At 32.5% G+C, this 21,968-nt stretch carries 22 protein-coding genes and 1 pseudogene; 13 read left to right on the forward strand and 10 right to left on the reverse strand.

Features of this window, described 5'->3' with window-relative positions:
- The first annotated feature begins 67 nt into the window (after nt 1–67).
- Entirely contained in the window at nt 68–1,138 is a 1,071-nt protein-coding gene (locus tag OEA66_RS08725; protein WP_267281005.1) for a branched-chain amino acid aminotransferase, read from the forward strand.
- Nucleotides 1,139–1,214: 76 nt separating this feature from the next.
- Here the strand turns inward: OEA66_RS08725 and OEA66_RS08730 are convergent, their stop codons facing one another.
- The 5 genes and pseudogenes from OEA66_RS08730 to OEA66_RS08745 all read right to left on the reverse strand — a co-directional run bounded on the left by OEA66_RS08730 (nt 1,215) and on the right by OEA66_RS08745 (nt 4,606).
- A complete protein-coding gene (locus tag OEA66_RS08730) occupies nt 1,215–2,222 on the reverse strand; it encodes an SDR family NAD(P)-dependent oxidoreductase (protein WP_267281006.1) in 1,008 nt (335 codons plus the stop codon).
- Nucleotides 2,223–2,387: 165 nt separating this feature from the next.
- Entirely contained in the window at nt 2,388–3,251 is an 864-nt protein-coding gene (locus OEA66_RS08735) for a GLPGLI family protein (RefSeq protein ID WP_267281007.1), read from the reverse strand.
- A gap of 15 nt (nt 3,252–3,266) precedes the next feature.
- Entirely contained in the window at nt 3,267–3,617 is a 351-nt protein-coding gene (locus OEA66_RS08740) for a hypothetical protein (RefSeq protein ID WP_267281008.1), read from the reverse strand.
- A 155-nt stretch (nt 3,618–3,772) separates the two neighbouring features.
- A pseudogene (locus OEA66_RS20520) lies at nt 3,773–3,958 on the reverse strand (M23 family peptidase); the annotation flags it as partial.
- Nucleotides 3,959–3,985: 27 nt separating this feature from the next.
- Entirely contained in the window at nt 3,986–4,606 is a 621-nt protein-coding gene (locus tag OEA66_RS08745) for a hypothetical protein (RefSeq protein ID WP_267281009.1), read from the reverse strand.
- Between the two features lie 163 nt (nt 4,607–4,769).
- On the opposite strand from OEA66_RS08745, the gene OEA66_RS08750 reads away from it, so the two are divergent.
- From OEA66_RS08750 to OEA66_RS08800, 11 genes are all read left to right on the forward strand, one after another.
- Nucleotides 4,770–5,609, forward strand: coding sequence for an oxidoreductase (locus OEA66_RS08750; RefSeq protein ID WP_267281010.1), 840 nt, complete (start codon nt 4,770–4,772; stop codon nt 5,607–5,609).
- A 45-nt stretch (nt 5,610–5,654) separates the two neighbouring features.
- Complete coding sequence (locus OEA66_RS08755; RefSeq protein ID WP_267281011.1) at nt 5,655–6,572, forward strand: helix-turn-helix domain-containing protein; 918 nt, start codon at nt 5,655–5,657, stop codon at nt 6,570–6,572.
- 98 nt (nt 6,573–6,670) lie between these two features.
- A complete protein-coding gene (locus OEA66_RS08760) occupies nt 6,671–7,573 on the forward strand; it encodes an SDR family oxidoreductase (protein WP_267281012.1) in 903 nt (300 codons plus the stop codon).
- 49 nt (nt 7,574–7,622) lie between these two features.
- The gene (locus tag OEA66_RS08765; RefSeq protein ID WP_267281013.1) at nt 7,623–8,540 is read left to right on the forward strand and encodes a helix-turn-helix domain-containing protein; all 918 of its coding nucleotides are present in this window, start codon (nt 7,623–7,625) and stop codon (nt 8,538–8,540) included.
- 343 nt (nt 8,541–8,883) lie between these two features.
- On the forward strand, nt 8,884–10,071 hold the full coding sequence (locus tag OEA66_RS08770) for an MFS transporter (RefSeq protein WP_267281014.1): 1,188 nt from the start codon (nt 8,884–8,886) through the stop codon (nt 10,069–10,071).
- Between the two features lie 27 nt (nt 10,072–10,098).
- The gene (locus tag OEA66_RS08775; protein ID WP_267281015.1) at nt 10,099–10,800 is read left to right on the forward strand and encodes a DsbA family oxidoreductase; all 702 of its coding nucleotides are present in this window, start codon (nt 10,099–10,101) and stop codon (nt 10,798–10,800) included.
- Nucleotides 10,801–10,814: 14 nt separating this feature from the next.
- Complete coding sequence (locus OEA66_RS08780) at nt 10,815–11,402, forward strand: 5'-methylthioadenosine/S-adenosylhomocysteine nucleosidase family protein (protein WP_267281016.1); 588 nt, start codon at nt 10,815–10,817, stop codon at nt 11,400–11,402.
- 28 nt (nt 11,403–11,430) lie between these two features.
- Nucleotides 11,431–12,363, forward strand: a complete 933-nt coding sequence (locus tag OEA66_RS08785) for an NADP-dependent oxidoreductase (RefSeq protein WP_267281017.1) — start codon at nt 11,431–11,433, stop codon at nt 12,361–12,363.
- A 216-nt stretch (nt 12,364–12,579) separates the two neighbouring features.
- Nucleotides 12,580–13,605 carry a rod shape-determining protein gene (locus OEA66_RS08790; RefSeq protein WP_267281241.1) on the forward strand — a complete coding sequence of 342 codons (1,026 nt, stop codon included), beginning with the start codon at nt 12,580–12,582 and terminating at the stop codon, nt 13,603–13,605.
- A 429-nt stretch (nt 13,606–14,034) separates the two neighbouring features.
- Nucleotides 14,035–14,538, forward strand: a complete 504-nt coding sequence (locus OEA66_RS08795; RefSeq protein ID WP_267281018.1) for a hypothetical protein — start codon at nt 14,035–14,037, stop codon at nt 14,536–14,538.
- 28 nt (nt 14,539–14,566) lie between these two features.
- On the forward strand, nt 14,567–14,878 hold the full coding sequence (locus OEA66_RS08800) for a hypothetical protein (RefSeq protein ID WP_267281019.1): 312 nt from the start codon (nt 14,567–14,569) through the stop codon (nt 14,876–14,878).
- Nucleotides 14,879–14,920: 42 nt separating this feature from the next.
- Here OEA66_RS08800 and OEA66_RS08805 read toward each other — a convergent pair whose 3' ends face one another.
- On the reverse strand, nt 14,921–15,952 hold the full coding sequence (locus OEA66_RS08805; protein WP_267281020.1) for a threonine aldolase family protein: 1,032 nt from the start codon (nt 15,950–15,952) through the stop codon (nt 14,921–14,923).
- A gap of 85 nt (nt 15,953–16,037) precedes the next feature.
- Between OEA66_RS08805 and OEA66_RS08810 the strand changes: the two genes are divergently transcribed.
- Nucleotides 16,038–16,691 (forward strand): metal-dependent transcriptional regulator, encoded by a 654-nt coding sequence (locus tag OEA66_RS08810; protein WP_267281021.1) that lies wholly within the window; start codon nt 16,038–16,040, stop codon nt 16,689–16,691.
- Nucleotides 16,692–16,739: 48 nt separating this feature from the next.
- Here the strand turns inward: OEA66_RS08810 and OEA66_RS08815 are convergent, their stop codons facing one another.
- The 4 genes from OEA66_RS08815 to OEA66_RS08830 form a co-directional block, all read right to left on the reverse strand.
- A complete protein-coding gene (locus OEA66_RS08815; RefSeq protein ID WP_267281022.1) occupies nt 16,740–17,318 on the reverse strand; it encodes a glutathione peroxidase in 579 nt (192 codons plus the stop codon).
- A gap of 15 nt (nt 17,319–17,333) precedes the next feature.
- The gene (locus OEA66_RS08820) at nt 17,334–17,996 is read right to left on the reverse strand and encodes a histidine kinase (RefSeq protein WP_267281023.1); all 663 of its coding nucleotides are present in this window, start codon (nt 17,994–17,996) and stop codon (nt 17,334–17,336) included.
- A gap of 175 nt (nt 17,997–18,171) precedes the next feature.
- Nucleotides 18,172–18,894 carry a 3-deoxy-manno-octulosonate cytidylyltransferase gene (gene kdsB / locus OEA66_RS08825; protein ID WP_267281024.1) on the reverse strand — a complete coding sequence of 241 codons (723 nt, stop codon included), beginning with the start codon at nt 18,892–18,894 and terminating at the stop codon, nt 18,172–18,174.
- Nucleotides 18,895–19,108: 214 nt separating this feature from the next.
- Nucleotides 19,109–21,946, reverse strand: coding sequence for a DUF2135 domain-containing protein (locus tag OEA66_RS08830; protein WP_267281025.1), 2,838 nt, complete (start codon nt 21,944–21,946; stop codon nt 19,109–19,111).
- Between the last annotated feature and the right edge of the window lie 22 nt (nt 21,947–21,968).

Here is a 21,968-nt window from a genome sequence, read left to right on the forward strand (position 1 = left end):
TTAATCTAAAATTTTTATATTTGGAAAATTATGTTAAATTTGTAGAACATCATAAAAATTTTAAGAAATGATAATTCAAAAAACAGAAAACTCTAGAATTTCTACATTCGATCCTAATAATTTTTCGTTTGGAAATACTTTCAGTGATCACATGATCATCTGTGAATATGAGAACGGTAAATGGGGCGATGTGAAATTGGTTCCTTATGGTCCCTTACTGTTTACTCCTGCAATGATGGGGGTAAATTACGGACAAGCTTGTTTTGAAGGTATGAAAGCTTACAAAGACAACGACGGACAGGTTTTCCTTTTCAGGCCCGAAAAGAATTTTGAGCGTATCAATAAATCTGCAACTCGTTTGGCAATGCCGGAAGTTACAGAAGAAATGTTTTTGGATGGATTAAAAGCATTAGTTGATATCGATAGAGATTGGATTCCTCAAGGAGAAGGTAATTCGTTATATATCAGACCTTTAATTTTTGCTACAGAAGAAGCTTTGAAAGCGAGAGTAGCAAATAAATATATGTTTGCAATCGTTGCTACACCTGCAAAAATGTATTATACAGAGCCGGTTTCAGTAAAAATTTCAGATCATTATTCAAGAGCTGCAAGTGGTGGAGTAGGTTCTGCTAAAGCTGCTGGAAATTATGCTGCATCTTTTTACCCAACTCAGTTGGCTATCGATGAAGGGTATGATCAAATTATCTGGACAGATGATGCCACTCACGAATATTTCGAAGAAAGTGGAACGATGAATGTTTTCGTAAGAATCAACGATACTATTTTTACACCGCCAACTTCTGAAAAAATCTTAGATGGGGTTACAAGAGACAGCTTCATTGCATTAGCTAAAAAAAGAGGTTTCGAAGTAAAAGTTGAAGCTATTAAAGTAAAAGATGTAGTTGGAGCTCAGAAAAACGGAACTTTGAAGGAAGTTTGGGGAGTAGGAACAGCAGTTGTTACAACAGTTTTCCAGGCTTTAGGTTATAATGGTGAAAAATTAGAATTGCCAAGACTTTCAGATGAAGAAAGTTTCGCAGTAACATTGAAAAATGATTTGGTTAATTTACAAACTAACCTTTCTGAAGATCCTTTCGGATGGAGAGTTTTGGTTGATCATGCTTTAGAAACAGTTTAATTTTAGAATTAAATATCAATATAAAGTCGGGAATTGCTCCCGACTTTTTTGTTGTTTGAAAATGTGAAAAATTTTCCTAAATTTCATTATTGTCAACTTTATTTCTGGATTTTAAAAGTATAAAAGCTAATCCTAATCCAAGTCCGGCAACCAAAGCAATTTTAGTTTTCTTTCCGGGAACAGGAACAATAGTTTCACCATAAATTCGATGCGGTTCTGAAGAAGGTTCAAGAACGTTACCTGATGTAGGTTCACCATTCTTCAACTTCATCATCAATCTCATTCCTGCAGAAGCAGTATTAATAATCATTTTTGGAAACATTTCATAAAGATTTACTAAAACTCTCGATTTTACATCCGGAAAAAGATCTTTCTGAGGTTCTTTTGCCAATTGTACAATTTTCTCAGCCGTATCTCTCGGATCTGATGCAAATGGCGGAACTTTAAAATCTAGTCCTGAAAATTTTGCAGAGTGAGAATTTCCTGTAGAACGCTGAATTTGTGGATAAAGATTAGCAATATGGATGTTTGCATAATCTGAAATTTCACCATGAAGACATTCCATCATTCCACGGATTCCAAATTTTGTTGAAGAATAAACTGCGCTGTAGGGAGCGGGCATAAATCCTCCAATCGAAACATTATTAATTAAAATTCCTTCGTTTTGTTCTTTAAAAAGAGGTAAAACTGAATATGCTCCATGCATATATCCGAAAAGATTGGTTTTAATAACCTGTTCGTGAACATCCATCGGGATTTCTTCAAATTTTCCGCTTGCCATAACTCCGGCGTTATTTACCCAGATATCGATTCTGCCAAATTCTTTTACAGCAGTTTTTAGCAAATTATCTACTTCTTCAGCTTTTGAAACATCAGTAGAAACGGCAATAGCATTTACACCAAGATCATTACAGATTTTTAAAGTTTCATCCAAAGCTTCCTGACCTCTTGCTGCAATAACGATATTGCAACCTTCAAAAGCAAAAGCTTCAACAGCAGCTCTTCCTACACCGCTGCTTCCGCCTGTTATAACGACGGTTTTACCCCGAAGACTTCTTTTTTCTAAACTGTTTTGTGATTTCATATTGTGGTATTTTATATTTAATATTAAATGTTAACAATAACCTATCTATTTTTACACCAAAAAGAGTTTTTAGCTATTAATTTTAAATGAAAACATTATATAATAAAAAAAACACGAACTTAAATTGTCCGTGTTTGATTTGAAATAATATTTAAATTGAGTGTTTTATCTGTATAAATCGAGTTCCAGAAAATTATTATTTTTCTGTAGTTCTTCTTTTCTTTCTTTTTCAACTAGTTTTAGCATCTCATCCTGTGAATACGTTTTTCCGTCAAAACTCACTGATACTGATATCGGAGCTGAAATATCTGACGAGCTTGAAATTTTACGCATATCTTTAACAGGATCTTTCTTATAATCTGCCCAAAGCTTTCTGAATTTTTCTTCATTTACTACGATTTCTCTGTTTTTCTTGTTGAGAATTTCATCAGAATCAACGACTAATTTTTTTGTTCCGATGAGCGTAAATTGATGATCTCCTTTAGAGTCTTCAGCTTTTACAATTAAACCGGGAAGACCGCATAATTCGTGAGGTCCGTCTTGGATTGGAAGTTCAGGAGCAAACCAGACATTCCATTTTCTTCCGTGGAAAATTGTTGTTGCTTTTTGAACATCATAACCTAAAACTTTAGATTTTTCTTTGCCGATTTTCCAATCTAATTTTTTATCATTAATAATTAAAAATTGATTTGAACTAATGCTTCTTTTTAATGTTCTTTTATAATCAGGATATGTTTTTATAACCTCTGTGCTTACTTTCGACTGTTTAAGATTTGTAAAATCAAAATGAGACTGTTGCGTTGCTTTTGCATTTTTAAAAGTTGCTGTCATTGTAGAATCATAAACTTGTTTTACCTGACTGTAAAATTTAGACCCTTTTGGTGTAGTCTGCAAAACCATGTTTTCAGAATCAGATTTGTCGCAATTTAGCGAGTCTGTTTTAAATTTGTATTCGTAAATAAACTGGTTAGATTGCGCAAGACAGAGCCCTGTAATCAGTAATAACAGGATAGAGAATTTGATTTTCATATAATTGATTAGTATTTAGAATGTAACGCTTTCTTCTTTATAATTGTAAATAATTACATGTGAATCTTCTCTTTTACCTGTTTTGTGAACAGATTTTGCTGCAAGTATTTTAAAGTTTTTCGGATGATAAATGGTGTATGTTCCATTTTCTGGATCGTAGATTACTTTTTCGGCGTTTTCAAAAGAAATATTTTCATCTTTCATCATGACATTTCCTTCGTAAATGGTAGTTTTTTCTTCTACATTTTTTTTAGATTTATCGGATTTAAATGTGAATGATTTGATGGTCTGTTTTTCCTGAGCAGTTGTATTCTGAGAAAATAAAAGAAGCATAAATATGCTTGAAATTGTAAACAGTTTTTTCATATATTAAATTTAGTAAAACGAAAATACAGATAAATCTCAATACAGTGGAAAATTTAATATTTCTTTATGAATTATAAAGAGACTTTAACTATATTTATCGTGATAATAATTAAAACAGATAGTTAAGCTGGGTAATTTTTTCTATTTATATCCTTTCAATTTTTAATTTCTCTGTTTCTTTTTAAGCTTTTCGATGAAATATTATTTTCAAAAGTGAAAGGAACAGATTTTAAAGTCATATTTTTTCCTGGAATTAGAACATTGAAATGTAAGTGTTCACCAGAAGTAAAACCTGTAGCTCCGCTCAAACCTATCGGTTGATTTATCTTTACAGCATCACCAACTTTTACAAAAGCTCCGTCTTTTTTTTAATGAACATAATCTGTAAATAATCCGCTGTGAGGATGATAAATGGTGATAAAATTAGCATAAGGAGTCCATTTTATATCATCTTTTCCAAATTCATAATCCTTAATTACGCCTACAACAAAACCATCATCTGCACTTGTGATTGTATCGCCAACTTTCAGATTAAAATCTATAGCATATCTTGAACCGTCTTCATTATGGCTAAAATTTTCGTTACTTGATTGCATAATGCTGTATGTTTTTCCTTTAGGAAAGGGAAGTGCAAGTTTGTTCTGCTTAATTTTTTTTCTTACATCTCCAAGTCTCTGTTTGAATCTAAAATTAAATTGTGAGTCATCCAGTTTTTTTGCTGATAATTTGATAGTAACTTCTGAATTCTCTTTGATAACTAATTGAATATTGTCATCAATAATCTTTTTATCTTTTAAATATTCCGAAAAAACATTTACTCTTAACGGAGAATATAAAGGATTTTTAATAGTTAAAGTAATTGTATCATTTTTATATTCAAAATTTCTATAGTTAGAAAATTGATAATACGTTTCTTTTGGAATTTCCTGTGCGTTATGAAAAGAAAAACAAAAAAGAAGAATGAAAAATATTTGTTTATGGAAATTCATGTATTGTATTTGCTTCAAAAATAAAAATTTTATCCCATTTTTTTGAAAATTAAAATACGGCATCTTATTTTTGGCTACAACAATCTTTGATTCGGTCACATTACTATTTTCATCATTTACCAACTTTGTACTGTAAAAATTAATCAATTAAAATTATTTAAAAATGAACACAAAAAAAGTATGGTTTGTAACCGGAGCATCAAAAGGTTTAGGTTTAACATTAGTAAAAAGATTATTGAATGAAGGATATTCTGTAGCTGCAACTTCTAGAAACCTATCTGAATTAAAAACTGCAGTCAATTCTGAAAGCGAATCTTTTCTTCCTCTGGAAATGGATTTAATCAACGAAAAAAATGTAGCCGAAGCAATTCAAAAAACAGTAGAATATTTCGGAAAAATTGATGTCGTTGTAAACAACGCAGGTTACGGACAATTGGGAACTTTGGAAGAATTAACTGACGACGAAAGCCGTAAAAATTTCGACACGAATGTTTTCGGTTCTCTGAATGTTATCAGAAAAATAATGCCACATTTGAGAGCTCAAAAAAGCGGTTCAATTATTAATATTGCTTCAATTGGCGGTCTTACCGGTGAATTTGCAGGTTGGGGAGTTTATTGTGCGACTAAATTTGCTGTTGTAGGATTCACAGAAGCTTTAGCGGCTGAAATAAAAGAATTTGGAGTGAATGCAACAGTTGTTTATCCGGGATATTTCAGAACAGATTTCCTTACCGGAGGTTCACTTCGCACTCCTGAAACCGAAATTACTGATTATACAACAGCAAGACAACTTCAAGTTGCGCACGAAGACGAAATTAATGGAAATCAGCCGGGAGATCCTGAAAAAGCTGCGTTAGCGATGATAGAATTGGCAGAAATGGAAAATCCACCAGTTCATTTAGTTTTAGGATCTGATGCATTTGGTATTGCAGGAAATAAATTAAATGCGCTTCAAAGTGAAATTTCTGATTTCAAAACTTTGAGTACATCAACAGATTATTAACTTTGTAAAGGCAACAGTTTCTTGCTGTTGCCTTATTTTTAAATTATGAATAACAGAAAATTATATTCCGTCAATAGTATCTCTGAGTTTCATAGAATCTCGGGATTGCCAAAACCGCAACATCCGCTCATCAGTTTGGTAGATTACAGCCTTGTAGATTATCAGATTGAAGAATCCGAAATCAGCTGGGTTCAGGATTTGTATTTTATGGGTTTTAAAAGAGACATTCAGGGGAAACTTCATTACGGGCAAAGTCAATATGATTTTGATGAGGGTTTGATGTGTTTTATTGCTCCTAGACAGGTGGTGAAAATGATAATCGGCAAGTCTGATGTAAAACCTTCAGGATATCTTCTCGCTTTTCACCCTGATTTTATTTGGAATACCTCTTTGGCAAAAATTATTCACAAATATCCGTTTTTTGGTTATGATGTAAATGAAGCTTTATTTCTTTCGGAAAAAGAAGAAGAAACGTTAATTGGTATTTTTAAAAGTATAGAGCAAGAATACCAATCCGGAATAGATCAGTTTACTCAAAACATCATTATTTCGCAGATAGAAGTAATTCTCAATTATTGTGAAAGATTTTACCAACGACAGTTTATTACACGTAAGAAAACCAATCATCAGGTTTTAGATAAGCTCGAAATTTTGCTTGAAGAATATTTTACCAATGAAAATATCATTAATAATGGACTTCCAACTGCGCAATTAATCGCCGAACAGTTAAATGTTTCGACCAATTATTTAAGCAGCTTGTTAAAATCTCTTACCGGACAAACCACACAGCAACACATCCACGGAAAACTGATTGAAAAAGCCAAAGAAAAACTGTCAACAACAGAACTTTCTGTAAGTGAAATTGCTTACGAACTGGGTTTTGAACATTCACAATCTTTCAGCAAATTATTTAAAGCTAAAACTGATATTTCGCCTTTAGAATTCAGGAAGTCTTTCAATTAAAATTTTAAGATTACATCTTTTCAGCTACAACAAATTACTTTTTGGATACAGATCCCAACAGATGAAAACTGAACTTTGTATCATTAAAAATATTTAAAATGAAAGTATTTGTTACAGGCGCTACAGGTTTCGTGGGAACTGCTGTAGTACAGGAATTATTAAAAGCTGGTCATACTGTTTTAGGATTGGCAAGATCAGAAGAATCGGCAAAAAAATTAATTGGTGCAGGAGCGGAAGTTCATCATGGAGATCTGAATAATTTAGAAAGTTTAAAATCTGGTGCTGAGATTGCTGACGCAGTGATTCATTTAGGTTTTGTACATGATTTTTCGAGATTTGAAGAAATGTGCAAACTTGATGGAAAAGTAATTGAAACCATCGGTGAAACGTTGATTGGAACGGATAAACCTTTTCTTATAACTTCAGGAACTGCTTTGTTTTCCAGAGATGGCTTAACCACTGAAAATGATTTGTCGGCAAACAACCCGCATCCCAGAATTGCTACAGAAAATGCAGCCGATGAAATGGCAGCGAAAGGTGTGAAAGTTGCGGTGATAAGATTATCGCCATCGGTTCATGGAGAAGGAGATAAAATCGGTTTTGTTCCATTATTAATTAAAATTGCAAGAGAAAAAAACGTTTCAGCGGTGATTAATGACGGAAATAATCATTGGCCGGCTGTTCACAGGTTTGATGCTGCAAAATTATATCGTTTGGCTTTGGAAAAACCATTTGAAGCAGGAATAAGATATCACGCCGTTGCCGAACAAGGAATTCCATTTAAAGCAATAGCTACAGAAATTTCAGGAAGATTGAATATTCCTTTAATTTCGATGAATTCTGAAGAAGCTGCGGAACATTTTTCATGGTTTACGCATTTTGCGAAATTAGATAATCTAACTTCAAGCGAAATAACAAGAAAAACCTTAGATTGGAATCCGCAACATCCGACTTTGCTTGAAGATTTAAATGGTTCTGTTTATTTTCCTGAACCTCAATAATTTGTATCTTTAATTATTAAAATCTGATTTAATTCTAAAAATTCAAATCATGTCTGATAATCAGCCCATAAGACTAAAAACAATATCTGAATTTCATACGTTACGGGGTTTACCAAAACCAAAACATCCATTAATCAGTGTGATTAATTTTGAAGATATGAAGAAAACTTCAGAAATCGGAAGGCAAAATCTGATGTTTGATTTTTTTATGATTTCCGTAAAACGGGATATGAGTCACAAATACAGATACGGTCAACAGGATTATGATTTTGATGAAGGCGTGATGTTTTGTATGGCGCCACATCAGATTTTGAGTGTAATAAGAGAAGAACAGGGTAAAAATCCTTCCGGATGGATGTTGATGATTCATCCGGATTTTCTTTGGAACACATCTTTGGCATCATCTATCAAGAAATATGAGTTTTTTGATTATTCGGTTAACGAAGCTTTATTTTTATCTGAAGATGAGGAAATAAAAATTCAACAAATCATCGAAAATATTAAGCAGGAATATCAATCGAATATTGATAAATTCAGTCAAAATATCATTATTTCGCAGTTGGAAACTTTGCTGAATTATTCCGAACGTTTTTATCAGCGTCAATTTATTACCCGTCACAAAGCTCATCATCAGTTTTTAGAAAAGCTTGAAATTTTGCTTAATGACTATTTTAAAGGTGAAAATATTATCAAAAATGGTTTGCCGACAGTTCAGTTTTTGTCTGAACAATTAAATATGTCGCCACAATATATGCGAAGTCTGCTCAAATCTTTAACCGGACAAACCACACAACAGATTATTCACGAAAAACTTATTGAAAACGCCAAAGAAAAGCTCTCAACAACCGAACTTTCCGTAAGTGAAATTGCTTATGAACTTGGGTTCGAACATTCTCAGTCTTTCAATAAATTATTTAAAGCTAAAACTGATATTTCACCTTTAGAATTCAGAAAATCTTTTAATTAAATTATTTTACGAGTTCACTTTCTAAGACAACATTTTTAACCAGACTTTCAAAGTAATAAAATAAATCGCTATTCTCATTCATCTGATTTTCAAGAATAATAATATTTAAATCTTTTTATGTTTTTGAGAAAAAGTATTGATACTTAAAGAAAAAACAATAAAAGCAGAAATTATCTTTTTTGAAATCATTATTTTGTGAATTTTAAAGATTCCAAGAATACTTATTTGAATGATTATCTAAATCTGAAATATTCATTTTATTTATATATTCTAAAAAATGGCGTGTTAATCATTATCTTTACCTAAGTTTTCTCATCAAAGAGATTTTCAAACTTACATTTTCATGCTCAATTCTACTCAATCAACTATTTCCAGAACGGTAATCTGGTCAATGTCAATTATTTCAGGTCTTGTCGTTGCCAATAATTATTACAATCAGCCTTTGTTAGGACTTATTTCAAAAGATTTAAATGTTACCGAAAGTGCAGCAGGAAAAATCTCTGTTTTAACGCAAATAGGGTACGCTTTCGGATTATTGCTGATTGTTCCGTTGGGCGATAAATTTTTAAGAAAAAGACTGATTTTAATTGATCTGATTTTAGTTTTTACAGCACTCTTGTGGATGACTTTCGCAACAGAATTATGGATGCTGTATGCAGCAAGTTTACTCATTGGAACCACTTCTGTTATTCCTCAGTTATTTGTACCAATTGCTGCAGAATTGTCTTCAGAAAAGGAAAAAGCAGCAAATATAGGACTGGTTGTTTCAGGATTATTATTAGGAATTTTATTATCTCGTTTTATTGGCGGAATTGTAGGAGAAATGTGGGGCTGGAGAAGCATGTTTGGAATTGCAGCGGGATTAATGCTTTTAGTGTGGGTTTTTGTCTACAAAATGATTCCTGAAATGAAACCCAATTTCAAAGGAACTTATTTCGAACTGATGAATTCTGTCTGGAATCTTGCAAGAACACAACCTGTTTTACAATTGGCATCTTTCCGTGGAGCAATGGCTTTTGGGTCGATGTGTGCTTTATTTACTACTTTAGTTTTTCACATGGAAAGACCACCGTTTGAAGTCGGAGCTTCTATTGTAGGAAGTTTTGGTTTGGCAGGTGCAGTTGGAGCTTTAGCCGCTGCAAAGGTTGGAAGTTTACAGAATAGAATGAGCATCAACAGAATTATTTTATATGCTCTTTTGATTTTGATTGGAAGTTGGGGATTTACTTATTTTGCAGGAAATACTTATTGGGGGCTTATTGTAGGAGTAATATTTGTTGATTTAGGAGTGCAGTCAAGTCATATTATGAATCAAACCAATTACTTTTTATTAAAAACCAATGCGGTAAACCGTTTAAACACTGTTTATATGGTTTCTTATTTTATCGGTGGTTCAATTGGAACTTACACTGCTTCTGTTGCATGGCAATATGCAAAATGGGAAGGTGTTTGTTTTGTGGGAGCTATGATGGGCTTGTTGGCTTTGGGTGCACATATTTTGTTTGCTAGGAAAATTAATGCCAAAAAATAATTAATATATTTATAAACAAAAGTAAAAATGAAAATAGAAATCTGGTCAGATGTAATGTGTCCGTTTTGCTATATCGGAAAGAAAAATTTTGAAAAAGCATTGGAAAATTTGCCTTTCAAAGATGAAGTAAAAGTAGAGTGGAAGAGCTTTCAGCTTGACCCGACTTTAGAGCAATCAGAAACAAAATCTACTGCCGAATATTTCAGAGAGAAAAAAGGTTTTCCTGAAGAACAGGCAAAACAAATGACGAATCAGGTAATTCAGATGGGAAAATCTTCCGGAATTGATTTTAATTTTGACAAAGCTTTGATTACCAACACCTTTACCGCTCACAAACTTCTTCATTTAGCTAAAAAATACAGTAAGTCTTCAGAAATGGAGGAGGAGTTATTCAAAGCTCACTTTTTAGATGGAAAAAATGTCGCAGATATTGAAACTTTGGTTTCTTTAGCTGTTTCATTGGGAATTGATGCTGAAGAAGCAAAAAACTCTTTAGAATCAAATGAATTTGATTACGAAATCAATCAGGATATTTTGGAAGCAAGAAATAACGGAATTACCGGTGTTCCATTTTTTATTCTGAATGGAAAATACGGAATTTCAGGAGCACAACCTGCAGAAGTTTTAAAAAATGCTTTGACTCAAACTTACGAAGAAACCATTGTTCCTTTTAAGGATAATTATTCTCAAGACAATCTTTCGTGTGATGCAGATGGTTGTTCAATTTAACATAATATAGTTTCATGATTTCATTAAATAACGAATTAACATATCCGATTTCAGAAACACTTTTTGTTTTTGCGTTGGATTATGAAGCAGGAAAAGTTTTCGATCACACCAGGAAATTGATTACAGGAATTGGAAAGGTAAACGCAGCAATTGCACTCACAAAAGCCATTCAGGAAAAGAAACCAAAACTGATTGTCAATCTCGGTTCAGCAGGAGGTTATGGCTTTTCAAAAGGTGGCTTGATTTGTTGTACAAAATTTATTCAAAGAGATATGGATGCTCAAGGTTTAGGTTTTAAAAAATTTGAAACGCCACTTTCCGGAATTCCAATAATTTTGGAAAACGGCCTCAAAATGGATAATTTACCAGAAGGAATTTGTGGAACGGGAGATAGTTTTGAGATGAATCACATCAACACAGAATATAATGTTATCGACATGGAAGCATATCCTTTAGCACTTATTGCGATGCAGGAAAATATTCCTTTTTTGTGTTTAAAATATATTTCGGATGATGCAGGAAGTGACGCAGCCGAAGATTGGTCGGTTCAGGTTCATCTAGCTTCAGAAGCTTTTAAGCAAATTTTATTTACAGAGATTTAAAAATTTAATACCAATCTAAAATCAAAAGATGAAAGCAATTATCTTAGAAAACGCAGGCGGAACAGAAAATTTAAAGATTACAGAAATTGAAAAACCATCGATTAAACAAGATGAAGTTTTAGTTGAAGTAAAATCTATAAGTATCAACCCAATAGATGTAAAAACCCGTTCAGGTAAAGGAGCTTATCAAAAACTAAAAGATGAAAATCCGTTGATTTTAGGTTGGGATATTTCTGGAATTGTTGTTGAAAGCAATTCTTCAAAATTTAAATTGAGTAATGAAGTTTTCGGGATGATCAACTTTCCAGGACATGGAAAAGCGTACTCAGAATTTGTTGTTGCTTCTGAAAATAATTTGTCATTAAAACCAAAAAACATCAATTTTGAAGAAGCTGCAGCATCAACTTTAGCGGCTTTAACGGCTTTACAGGCGATTCAAAAAGCAGAAGTAAAAGAAGGTCAGAGCGTTTTAATTCATGCGGCTTCGGGTGGAGTTGGGCACTACGCCGTTCAGATCGCTAAACATTTAGGAGCTTTTGTTACAGGAACTTCATCAGAAAAAAACAGAAATTTTGTCCTTAATTTGGGAGCCGATCAACATATTGATTATAAAAATTTTGATTGGGGAAAATTTGAAGAAAAGTTTGATTTTATTTTAGATACGATTGGCGGCGAAAATATCGATAATTCCATAAAAGTTTTAAAAGAAAACGGTATAATCATTAGTATTCCAAGTGGTTTGAATGATGATGTGGAAGAAAAAGCAGCTTCTGTCAATGCAAAAGGTTTTAAAATGTTAGTTAAGTCTGATGGAAAAGACATGGAAAAACTTGCCGAATTTTTGGAAAAAGGAGTTTTGAAACCTTACATTTATCAGGCTTTTAAGTTTGAAGAAATGGCAAAAGCACACGAAGAATTGGAAAAGGGAAGAACGGTGGGGAAAATTGTGGTTAATTTATAGATTTGAGGTGATTTTTTAAGATAATTTTAAAACAGGTTTCAGAATTAAATAAATAGTTTTACCATGAAAACTTCAACATAAATGAATCAAGCATATAATTTCTCATCATAAAATTTCGTCTGCTATTTTAACTTATGTTTAACTTCTAAATAAAGTTATTTTGGGAAGTATTTGAGAGTTTTAGCCGTACATTTATCAACTATAAATTTATAAATGATGGGGATACTTGATATGTTTACGGAGGAGATTGCAATAGACTTGGGAACTGCTAATACTTTAATCATACATAATAATAAAATTGTTATCGACGAGCCATCTATTGTTGCTATTGACCGTTTAACGGGAAAAGCAATTGCAGTAGGAACACAGGCAAAACTGATGCAGGGTAAAGCTCATGAAGATATTAAAGTGATCAGACCACTTAAAGATGGTGTTATCGCAGATTTTCATGCTTCTGAGCACATGATAAAAGAATTTATAAAACAGATTTCTGAAATCAAGGGAAAATTTATAAAACCGGCACTTAGGATCGTCATTTGTATTCCATCCGGAATTACAGAAGTTGAAAAAAGAGCGGTAAGAGATTCTGCCCAGAAAGTAAATGCAAAGGAGGTAATATTAATTTACGAACCAATGGCAGCGGCTATTGGAGCAGGTATTGATGTTGAAAGTCCTGAAGGAAATATGATTGTAGATATCGGAGGAGGTACTACAGAAATAGCGGTTATTGCATTAGGCGGTATTGTTGTAGATAAATCAATAAAATTGGCGGGAGATGTTTTTACGAATGATATTTCGTACTTTATCAGATCGCAGCATAATTTGGACATCGGTGAAAGAACAGCTGAAAGAATTAAAATCGAAATTGGTTCTGCTTTAGAAGAATTAGATTTTCCTTTAGATGATATTTCTGTTCAGGGAAAAGATTTAATTACTGGTAAGCCGAAAGAAATTATGGTTAGTTATAAGGAAGTTTTCAGAGCCTTAGACAAATCTATTATGAGAATTGAGGACGCAATTTTGGAAACTCTTTCCGTTACACCGCCAGAACTTGCAACAGATATTTATAAAACGGGAATTTTTCTTGCAGGAGGAGGCGCATTGCTTAACGGATTGTCAGAGAGAATTCACAGAAAAACCGGGTTGCCTGTATTTGTAGCTGAAGATCCTTTGCGAGCAGTAGTTCGTGGAACTGGCATTGCGCTTAAAAATAATCATAAGTTTAGATTTCTGATGAAATAAAAGTCTCCAGATAGATCGAAAATTTTCTGCAGAGATTTTATTTAAAAGAAATATCTTATTTATCAAGCTTCACAGACTCAAAACAAATAACTTATTGTATAATAGATTACTAAAGTCTATATTTTTAAATTGTATGAGTTGGAAAAAATATTCAATTTAACATAATATAAATTATAGGACTTTTTATAATCCAGGAAAAGGATAGTATTGCAGAGAATGTTTAGCATAATAATTGTTACTAAGTTATTCAACTAGATTAAATCAGTATTTAAAATTGATTTTAATTTATTTGAACAATAATTTTTAATTTCTTTTTAAATTGAAAACTGTTCAACGAAAAAGTTTTAACTGATTCTAAGCGATTAGGAATTATTTATTGAAATTTATCTATAAATTAATCATTATAAAATTTAACATAATATTGAAATTATGAAAAAGTATATTTTTCTCAGCGCATTTTCTGTTTTGTTGATGAACTGTAACAAAAAAACTGAAACAATAAATCCTGTAACAACCACAGATTCTGTAGAAACTCCTACAGAACCTGTGATAGATTCTTTAGGTTCAAAAACGTTCTGTTATGTAGGAGCTACCGGAAAAGACAGTGTTTTTATAAGTTTGGATAATAATCTCGGAACTTTTTCCGGGAAAATGGCTTATAAAAATCATGAAAAAGATAGTTCAAAAGGTGAATTGTCCGGCTTTAAATCTGGTGATACTTTAAAATTAACTTACGAGTTTGCTTCCGAAGGAACAACAAGCAAAAGAGATATTTTCTTTATTCAGAAAGGAAATACTTTGATAGAAGGAATTGGAAATCAGAAAGATGAAAATGGAAGAATGCATTATGCAGACGAAAAGAATATTTCTTACAAAGACGGTCAAAAATTGCAAACTGTAGATTGTAAATTCGTTTCAAATGCATTAAAATAAAATTCAATGATAATTAAACCAAATATTTATGCAAAATTTTAATGTGAAACCATTCATAAAAAATGAACTTATTGAAGAACTAAGAAAAAAATTTCCACAATATAAAATTCAAACCAGTTTTGGAGCATTACAAGTTCGTACCAGTGGTTTTACACTTACAGGAAATGTCAAAATCGATACTAACCCCGATACAGGAAAAATTACAACGACGACTCAGCTTGACTCCATGCCTTTTTTAATCATCATGTTTCCGATTGGGCTTTATGTTCTTGCGAAAAAACAGAAAATTAAAGCTTTTGAAAACGAAATTATCGAAGGTATAAAAGCCTCAATGAACTAGATATTTTAGATAGAAAGCAACTCAATTGAGTTGCTTTTGTAATTATAATTCACTGTTAGAAGTTTTAATAAATTCTTTAACAGCTTTATCCTGAGTATTCCAGGAAGTTATTAAGCGTATTGCTGAAAAATCTTCATCAATATTTTTCCAAATATAAAATTCAAACTTTTCAGATAAAACTTCAATCATTTTATTACTTAAAATCGGGAAAATCTGATTGGTATAAGTTTCAGATAAAAACGGTACTCCCCTTTCAGACAAAGCATTTTTGATCTTCATTGCTTGATGATTGGCATTTTTAGCTAAATCAAAATACAGATCATTCTGCATCAATTCCAAAAACTGTATTCCCAAAAGTCTTCCTTTTGCCAGCAACGCTCCTTTTTGTTTAATATTAAACGCAAAATCCTGCTGTAAATCTTTATTGTTGATGATAATTGCCTCACCCAATAAAGCTCCATTTTTAGTTCCACCCAAATAAAAAATATCAGTTAATTCCGCAATGTCTTTTAATGTTAAATCACTGATTTCAGAGCTTAAAGCGTGACCTAATCTCGCTCCGTCCATAAAAAGATAAAGATTATTTTCCTTACAGAATATTGAAAGGTCTTCCAGTTCTTTTTTAGAATAAATCGTTCCTAATTCGGTTGAATTTGAAATATAAACCAGTTTTGGCATTACCTGATGCGGAATATTTTTATGACTTTCCAAAACAGGGATAATATCTGAAGGATTCAGTTTTCCATCTTCTTTTTCTATGCTTAAAACTTTGTGTCCGGTTGCTTCAATTGCCCCGGTTTCATTATTTAAAATATGCCCTGTTGCTGCAGAAATTACACATTGATAAGGTCTTAAAATCGAAGAAATAACAATCAGGTTTGCTTGAGTTCCTCCCGAAACAAAATATACTTCAGAATCAAGATTTTCAATTTTATTTTTAATTAAAATTTTTGCTTTTTGAGAATATTCGTCTTCACCATATCCGGCTTGCTGATCGAGATTATTTCGAAGAAGAGATTCTAAAATCTGAGGATGACACCCTTCGGAATAGTCGTTTTTAAAAGAAAATTTCATAGTGTAAAATTAAAAAATCTTAAAATAACAAGACCAAAATTTAAAAAATATTTTGTTAGATTTGTAATGAAAATCATCTAACATTTTGAAAACAACATTAACAGAAGAAAATTATCTGAAGGCTTTGTTTCACCTAGTTGACCATGAAGGAAAAGTGACGATTAACGAATTGAGCAAATTTTTGAACGTAAAAATGCCCAGCGTTAATAACATGATGAAAAAATTCGCAGAGAAAAACTGGGTAATTTATGAAACTTACAAACCACTTAAAGTTACCGAAAAAGGAAGACGCGAAGCTGCTTTGGTAGTAAGAAAACACCGTTTAACCGAAATGTTTTTGGTTAAAAAAATGAATTTCGGCTGGGAAAATGTACATGAAATTGCAGAACAATTGGAGCATGTACATTCAAACGTCTTCTTTGATAAAATGGATGAAATTTTAGACTACCCTAAATTTGATCCGCATGGTGAACCAATTCCGGATAAAGACGGAAATATTATTTCGCAGGATTTACTAAAATTAAGCAACTGTAAAGTTGGTGAAACTGTAGTTTTTGCTTCTGTTACCTTATCTGATGACGCTTTTCTTAATTATCTTACGGAAAGAAATCTCCTTTTAAATACTAAGATTAAGATTATTAAAATTGAAGATTTCGACAAATCTGTCACAATAGAAATTTCAGGAAAAACTGAGGTTCTCAGCAAAAAAGCAACAGAGAAAATTTTAGTTAAGCATTAAAAATAAAAAAGCGGATTTTTAATCCGCTTTAAAAATATCATTTAATAATTATTTCAAATACTTAGTAATTGCCTCATCAGTTGGCTTCACTTTACTTACAAAGCTGTCGATTAATTTACCATTTTCATCAACTAAAAACTTTGTAAAATTCCATTGAATTTCTGTGTCTTTTACACCATTTAAGCTTTTTTCAGAAAGGAATTTAAAAATTGGAGCAGTGTCATCTCCTTTTACAGAAACTTTAGCCGCTAAAGGAAAAGTAACCCCATAGTTTTTCTGACAAAAAGCACCGATTTCCACATTTGTTCCAGGTTCTTGTCCGCCAAAGTTATTTGCAGGAAATCCAATAACGACAAGTTTGTCTTTATATTCATTCGACAACTTTTCTAGATCTGCATATTGTGGGGTAAATCCGCATTCTGACGCTGTATTGACAATAAGGATTTTCTTTCCTTTATAATCTGCAAAATTGATTGTTTTCCCTTCTTCAAGACCATCTACTTTGTAATCGTATATTGTTTTTGACATAACTTGTTTGGTTTTTACTTTAGAAACTTCACTTTTTTTCTGAGCGCAACTGTTAGAAAATGCGACAAAAGAAATTAGGACTATAAAAAACTTCTTCATTTTTGAATATTTATTTTAAAATTTAAAACTGTTTGCAGGAAATACTTTATTGATTTCTGCTTTATTGATAAGCATCACATAGTCACCATCTTTTTTAGCGCTTGATGATTCTAATCGGAATGGCATCATCAAATTTCCTACCTTTTTGTAATCTGAATATGTTAAAGTTTCCTCTTTTTTTATTTCTTTTAAAAGCATGAACGATTTTGTATCGAAATAATAGTAGTTTTTATTCACGTTTTTCGTAAGTTCTACTTTGTGACAGTAGATTTCTCCTACTTTTTCTTTACCTAAATATTTAGCTTCAAAGCCTTTATTTTCCCAATCGATGAAGTCATTATCAAAACTTTCAGGAACGTATTCTTTATACTCCTGAAGTTTATTGGTTGCATAATTCATTGCATAACCTTTGGAACCATCGTAACCTTCAATAGAAGTTTCTTTTCCACCAATTGTAATTACTGTTTTGGTTAAATTTGGTCTTTGCTGATATATTTTGATAGGATATTCGTCTTTAATTCCTAAAATTACTCTCCCCTGAAGTAATACTGAATTTAAAAGTTTCCAATTGGTTAATCCTCCCGATAATTCTATGTTTTTATCAATAATTTCTTTAGCAGTCTGAGCAAAAGATAATTGCGAAATAATCAGAACGAAAACGATAAGTAATTTCTTCATTAAATCAATTTATAAATCAAATATAAGCCTTTCTTGTCTAATGTAACAATCTATGAATCCAACCGTGTAACAAAATATCTAAATTCTGTAATGTCTTACTGCTTGGTGACTTTTCTTTACCATCTCAATTAGACTTTCAACTTTTTACCAGGCTCTTTTTACTTTAAACTTGATGTTACAACAACTTTTTTGCCTTTTCCAAATCCTCAGGTGTATCAATTCCGACTCCTATAAAATTGGTTTCTATCAGTTTGATTTTCATGCCATATTCCAAATAGCGGATGCACTCTATTTTTTCTGAAATTTCCAAAGGTTTCATTTCCAGTTTTGAAAATTGAAGCAATGCATGTTTTCTGAAAGCATAAACTCCAATATGTTTAAAATAATCAACATCGTATGAAATTTCTCTGTGAAAAGGAATCACGGAACGGCTAAAATATAAGGCAAAACCGTTATTGTCCGTAATTACTTTTACGTTATTCGGGTTTTCAATTTCTTCTTTTTCGTGAAGTTTTATTTTTAATGATGCTAAAGAAATTTCCTGATTGTCATCTTCTTTAAAAACCTGAATCAGTTGTTGCAAAGGTTCCAATTTTAAAAACGGTTCGTCTCCCTGAACGTTGATAACAATATCACAGTCGATATTTTGAACAGCTTCTGCAATTCGGTCGCTTCCTGTTTCGTGTTGACCTGTCATTACAGCTTTTCCGCCATGATTTTGAATTTCATTAAAGATTAATTCAGAATCTGTTGCTACAAAAACTTCATCAAAAAGTCCGGTTTCCACAACGTTTTGATACGTCGTTGTAATGACTGTTTTTTCACCCAAAATCTGCATCAGTTTCGCGGGAAAACGACTGGCTTCGTAACGTGCAGGAATAACAGCGATAATTTTCATTATTTAATTTTTCTTATTTATAATTAATTGTAGTTCTTCAACAGTGAATCTCACGCAGCCCGACTTGAACGGAGCTCTTTTTTGCAGAAACAAAGTGTAGGCAAAAAAGCGGGAGTGGAAGGCGGATAAAGCTGCCCAAATAAATTCGTTCGAAAACATGAACAAAAATAAAAATTGCCGAAGTACAAACCTTCGGCAATTTATGTGATTTTTCTTAAAACTCAAATTCTCCAATCAGAATTTTGCTATCATTTTCACGTTTATTTTCTTTCTGGCTCTGGAAAACAGCAATTTTTCTTTCCTGTCTTCCGTCTGAATAATACAAGTAAACTTCAGCCATAATTGTCGTTGGTCCTGAAAGAATATTCTGTCTTTCGCCAAAGAAATTGGTTTTGATTTTATACTTTCCTTTAACCGCTTTTTTCAGTAAAAACTGCTCCGGCCCGAAACCTTGCGTGAAATCATTGCTCAGTCTTCCACCGATTGCAGTTGATTTATGCTGGTACGAACAGTCTTCTCCTTTCGGATCTGTCACCCAAAGATCGATATCAGTGTTATCTTTATTCCAGTTGATCACCACACGAATATCTACCGGAAGATCTGCTTTCAGACGGTCATCAATTTTGCTTCCGTCAACATTTTTATTTTGCTTTAAAATATTGTTGATTTCCATAATCAGGATTTCTTCAATTCCGTTGTCTCTTATTGAAATTTCATCTGTAAATTCCTGATACAGCAGAGATTTATAAATATTTAAAGCTTCCTGCGGCTTTTTATTATCAACCAAAGCTAAAGCGTAATCTCGGAGACTCTGTGCATCAAAAGGTCGCCATTCCAAAATTTTCTGTGTAATCCACAGTTCTTTATCGTAATGACCTCTCTGTTTTAAAAGATAATAAATGGTTTTGTACAATTCTTCGTTTTCCAAATCTAATTCAGCCAATGTACTTAAAACCTTCAATGAAAGTTCTTTATCTCCTTTTTTGAACAGCAATTTAGAAATATCAAAATAATAAGATACCTGCTTCTCATGTTTTGAACGGTTTTCTAAATATTTCTGATAAATCACCTCCGTAGACTGCAAATTCTGGAAATCTTTCATGTATTCTGCAGTACTTTCTACATCCACCAAAGTGATTTTTCCTTTTGGTTGAAATTCTCTTTCTTCCATTTTAGCCGAACTTGAAACTTCCACTGCATAATCAGCAACAGGAGATGCCTGAACTTCCCTAACTGCATTTGGCGGTGCAGGTGCATCAACAACAGATTGATTAGTAACTCTCGGATATTTCTTTTTTTCTGCAGGTTTAAATTCTGTATTCCACCATGTTTTTAATTCTCTTGTTTTATCAAAGGCTTTGGATAAAAGATTTTTTCTCTGTTCCAAAACTCTGCCTTTGTTTTGAGAAATAATCTTATTATAATCAGCCAGTAATTCCTGTGGTGGCGTAATTTTGTATCGTACGTAATCGTTAATATCATCCAAAACAATCAAACTCGTATTTTTACTTACAACCCCAAACTGCTCACTGATATTTTTAATTTCCTGACGGTTTTTAGTAGAATTCAATTCCAGTTCATTGATTTTTCTTTGTGCCCAAAACTGAGCAATCTGCCAATTTTCCAGCTGTTGTGCTTTTGAAAAATCAACAGGCGTTTCAAATTTATCGTTTCCTACCAAAAAAACAGCAGTTAATTTTCCGGCATTTCCTGAAGAAATTCCAAAAATATTAACTGGTTCGCTGATGGCTGAACCGACATTGGGAAATAACTCCTGCATATTCGGATTTTCTTTAAATCCTAAAAAACGAACGGGCAATCTTTTGTAAGTTTTTAAAGCAGACTGCGTGTCCAGTTCATTTAAATTAATAAAATTTCCACTGGATTGATTCGCTAATAATTTAAGTAAATTAAAATCTGAAGTTGGCGTGCTGGTAATACTGTTTAAAGGCTTTTTAAATTTCATCGTTAAATCTCCAAAATTGGAAATTCCGTCTGAAAACAAAAGATACTCTTCTACTCCATTCATTTCCTTTAAAGCTCCGAAATCTGTTCCGCCATCATATTTTAGATTGAGAATTTTATTTTTCAGTTCGCTCCAGTTTCCTTGAGAAATACTGAATTCTTCAGCTTTGTCAAAGGTATTATTCAATAAAGAAAAAGAGACGGAAACATTTTTATTATCTGCAAAATATGCATCTAAAAACTGAAGTTCCTTATCCCGGTTTCGTTTCGAACCGCTGAAAGAATTATCCCAAATAATCGCAATTTTCTGAGATTTCGGTTTTTCTTTTACCGGAAAATCCAGTCCGACATTTGCTGCAAAATAAAATTTATCTCCTGAAGCTTTCTGCAAAACGACATTCGATGAATTTTGATTTTTAGGAATGGTTACTTTTAAACTTTCGCTGGGTCTAAAATCAATTTTATTGATTTCTGCAATCCATTGATTTCCCTGTTTCTGAAAAGCAAAACTTCCATCCGGATTTTCTAATATTTTAGGAACGTTTGCTGTTTCACTGATCCAAACCTTCAGATTAAATTTAGGAATCGTCGTTGCATTCGCAAAGCTTAAAAAATACTGATAATCGGAAGCAAAGTTTTTCAATTCCTGATGATAGGTGATCTGAATGGTTCGGATTCCGTTTTGTGGTAAAGGATAAATTCTTGTTCTGAAATTATTTCCTTCCACCTTTTCAATGATTCCCGGATCAACATTTCTTTTTTCAATGCTTTCAAAAACTTCTTTGGCTCTTTCCTTCGGAACGGGAACTGCATTTCTCAGTTTTCCATTGATATCCAAAGCATAACCGCTCACCGAAACCCCTTCCGGAAGTGGAAAAGTGAGTGTTCCTTCTAAAATTCTATTACTTGGATTATAAAATGTATACGTTGCTGTAGTGGTCGCCAGGTTTCCTAAAATTTTTGTATCGATTTTAGCTTCCTGAAGAATAACAGGATGTTTTTTTTCGTTTCCAACTTTCAAGGTTGGGATTTGTGCAAAAGCAACACTGAAAGCGAGTGTTGCCATAAGACTGATTATTTTTTTCATTTTATTTGGTTTTTATGCATTA

Source organism: Chryseobacterium luquanense, from assembly GCF_026460945.1.
Lineage (GTDB): Bacteria > Bacteroidota > Bacteroidia > Flavobacteriales > Weeksellaceae > Chryseobacterium > Chryseobacterium luquanense.

Coding starts and splice junctions, on each gene's coding strand:
- OEA66_RS08785 (WP_267281017.1), top strand. CDS start 11,431: ATGAAAGCAATTATCTTAGAAAACGCAGGCGGAACAGAAAATTTAAAG.
- OEA66_RS08830 (WP_267281025.1), bottom strand. CDS start 21,946: ATGAAAAAAATAATCAGTCTTATGGCAACACTCGCTTTCAGTGTTGCT.
- OEA66_RS08725 (WP_267281005.1), top strand. CDS start 68: ATGATAATTCAAAAAACAGAAAACTCTAGAATTTCTACATTCGATCCT.
- OEA66_RS08795 (WP_267281018.1), top strand. CDS start 14,035: ATGAAAAAGTATATTTTTCTCAGCGCATTTTCTGTTTTGTTGATGAAC.
- OEA66_RS08790 (WP_267281241.1), top strand. CDS start 12,580: ATGGGGATACTTGATATGTTTACGGAGGAGATTGCAATAGACTTGGGA.
- OEA66_RS08735 (WP_267281007.1), bottom strand. CDS start 3,251: ATGAAAATCAAATTCTCTATCCTGTTATTACTGATTACAGGGCTCTGT.
- OEA66_RS08765 (WP_267281013.1), top strand. CDS start 7,623: ATGTCTGATAATCAGCCCATAAGACTAAAAACAATATCTGAATTTCAT.
- OEA66_RS08760 (WP_267281012.1), top strand. CDS start 6,671: ATGAAAGTATTTGTTACAGGCGCTACAGGTTTCGTGGGAACTGCTGTA.
- OEA66_RS08740 (WP_267281008.1), bottom strand. CDS start 3,617: ATGAAAAAACTGTTTACAATTTCAAGCATATTTATGCTTCTTTTATTT.
- OEA66_RS08730 (WP_267281006.1), bottom strand. CDS start 2,222: ATGAAATCACAAAACAGTTTAGAAAAAAGAAGTCTTCGGGGTAAAACC.
- kdsB (WP_267281024.1), bottom strand. CDS start 18,894: ATGAAAATTATCGCTGTTATTCCTGCACGTTACGAAGCCAGTCGTTTT.
- OEA66_RS08780 (WP_267281016.1), top strand. CDS start 10,815: ATGATTTCATTAAATAACGAATTAACATATCCGATTTCAGAAACACTT.
- OEA66_RS08755 (WP_267281011.1), top strand. CDS start 5,655: ATGAATAACAGAAAATTATATTCCGTCAATAGTATCTCTGAGTTTCAT.
- OEA66_RS08775 (WP_267281015.1), top strand. CDS start 10,099: ATGAAAATAGAAATCTGGTCAGATGTAATGTGTCCGTTTTGCTATATC.
- OEA66_RS08770 (WP_267281014.1), top strand. CDS start 8,884: ATGCTCAATTCTACTCAATCAACTATTTCCAGAACGGTAATCTGGTCA.
- OEA66_RS08745 (WP_267281009.1), bottom strand. CDS start 4,606: ATGAATTTCCATAAACAAATATTTTTCATTCTTCTTTTTTGTTTTTCT.
- OEA66_RS08800 (WP_267281019.1), top strand. CDS start 14,567: ATGCAAAATTTTAATGTGAAACCATTCATAAAAAATGAACTTATTGAA.
- OEA66_RS08815 (WP_267281022.1), bottom strand. CDS start 17,318: ATGAAGAAGTTTTTTATAGTCCTAATTTCTTTTGTCGCATTTTCTAAC.
- OEA66_RS08750 (WP_267281010.1), top strand. CDS start 4,770: ATGAACACAAAAAAAGTATGGTTTGTAACCGGAGCATCAAAAGGTTTA.
- OEA66_RS08820 (WP_267281023.1), bottom strand. CDS start 17,996: ATGAAGAAATTACTTATCGTTTTCGTTCTGATTATTTCGCAATTATCT.
- OEA66_RS08805 (WP_267281020.1), bottom strand. CDS start 15,952: ATGAAATTTTCTTTTAAAAACGACTATTCCGAAGGGTGTCATCCTCAG.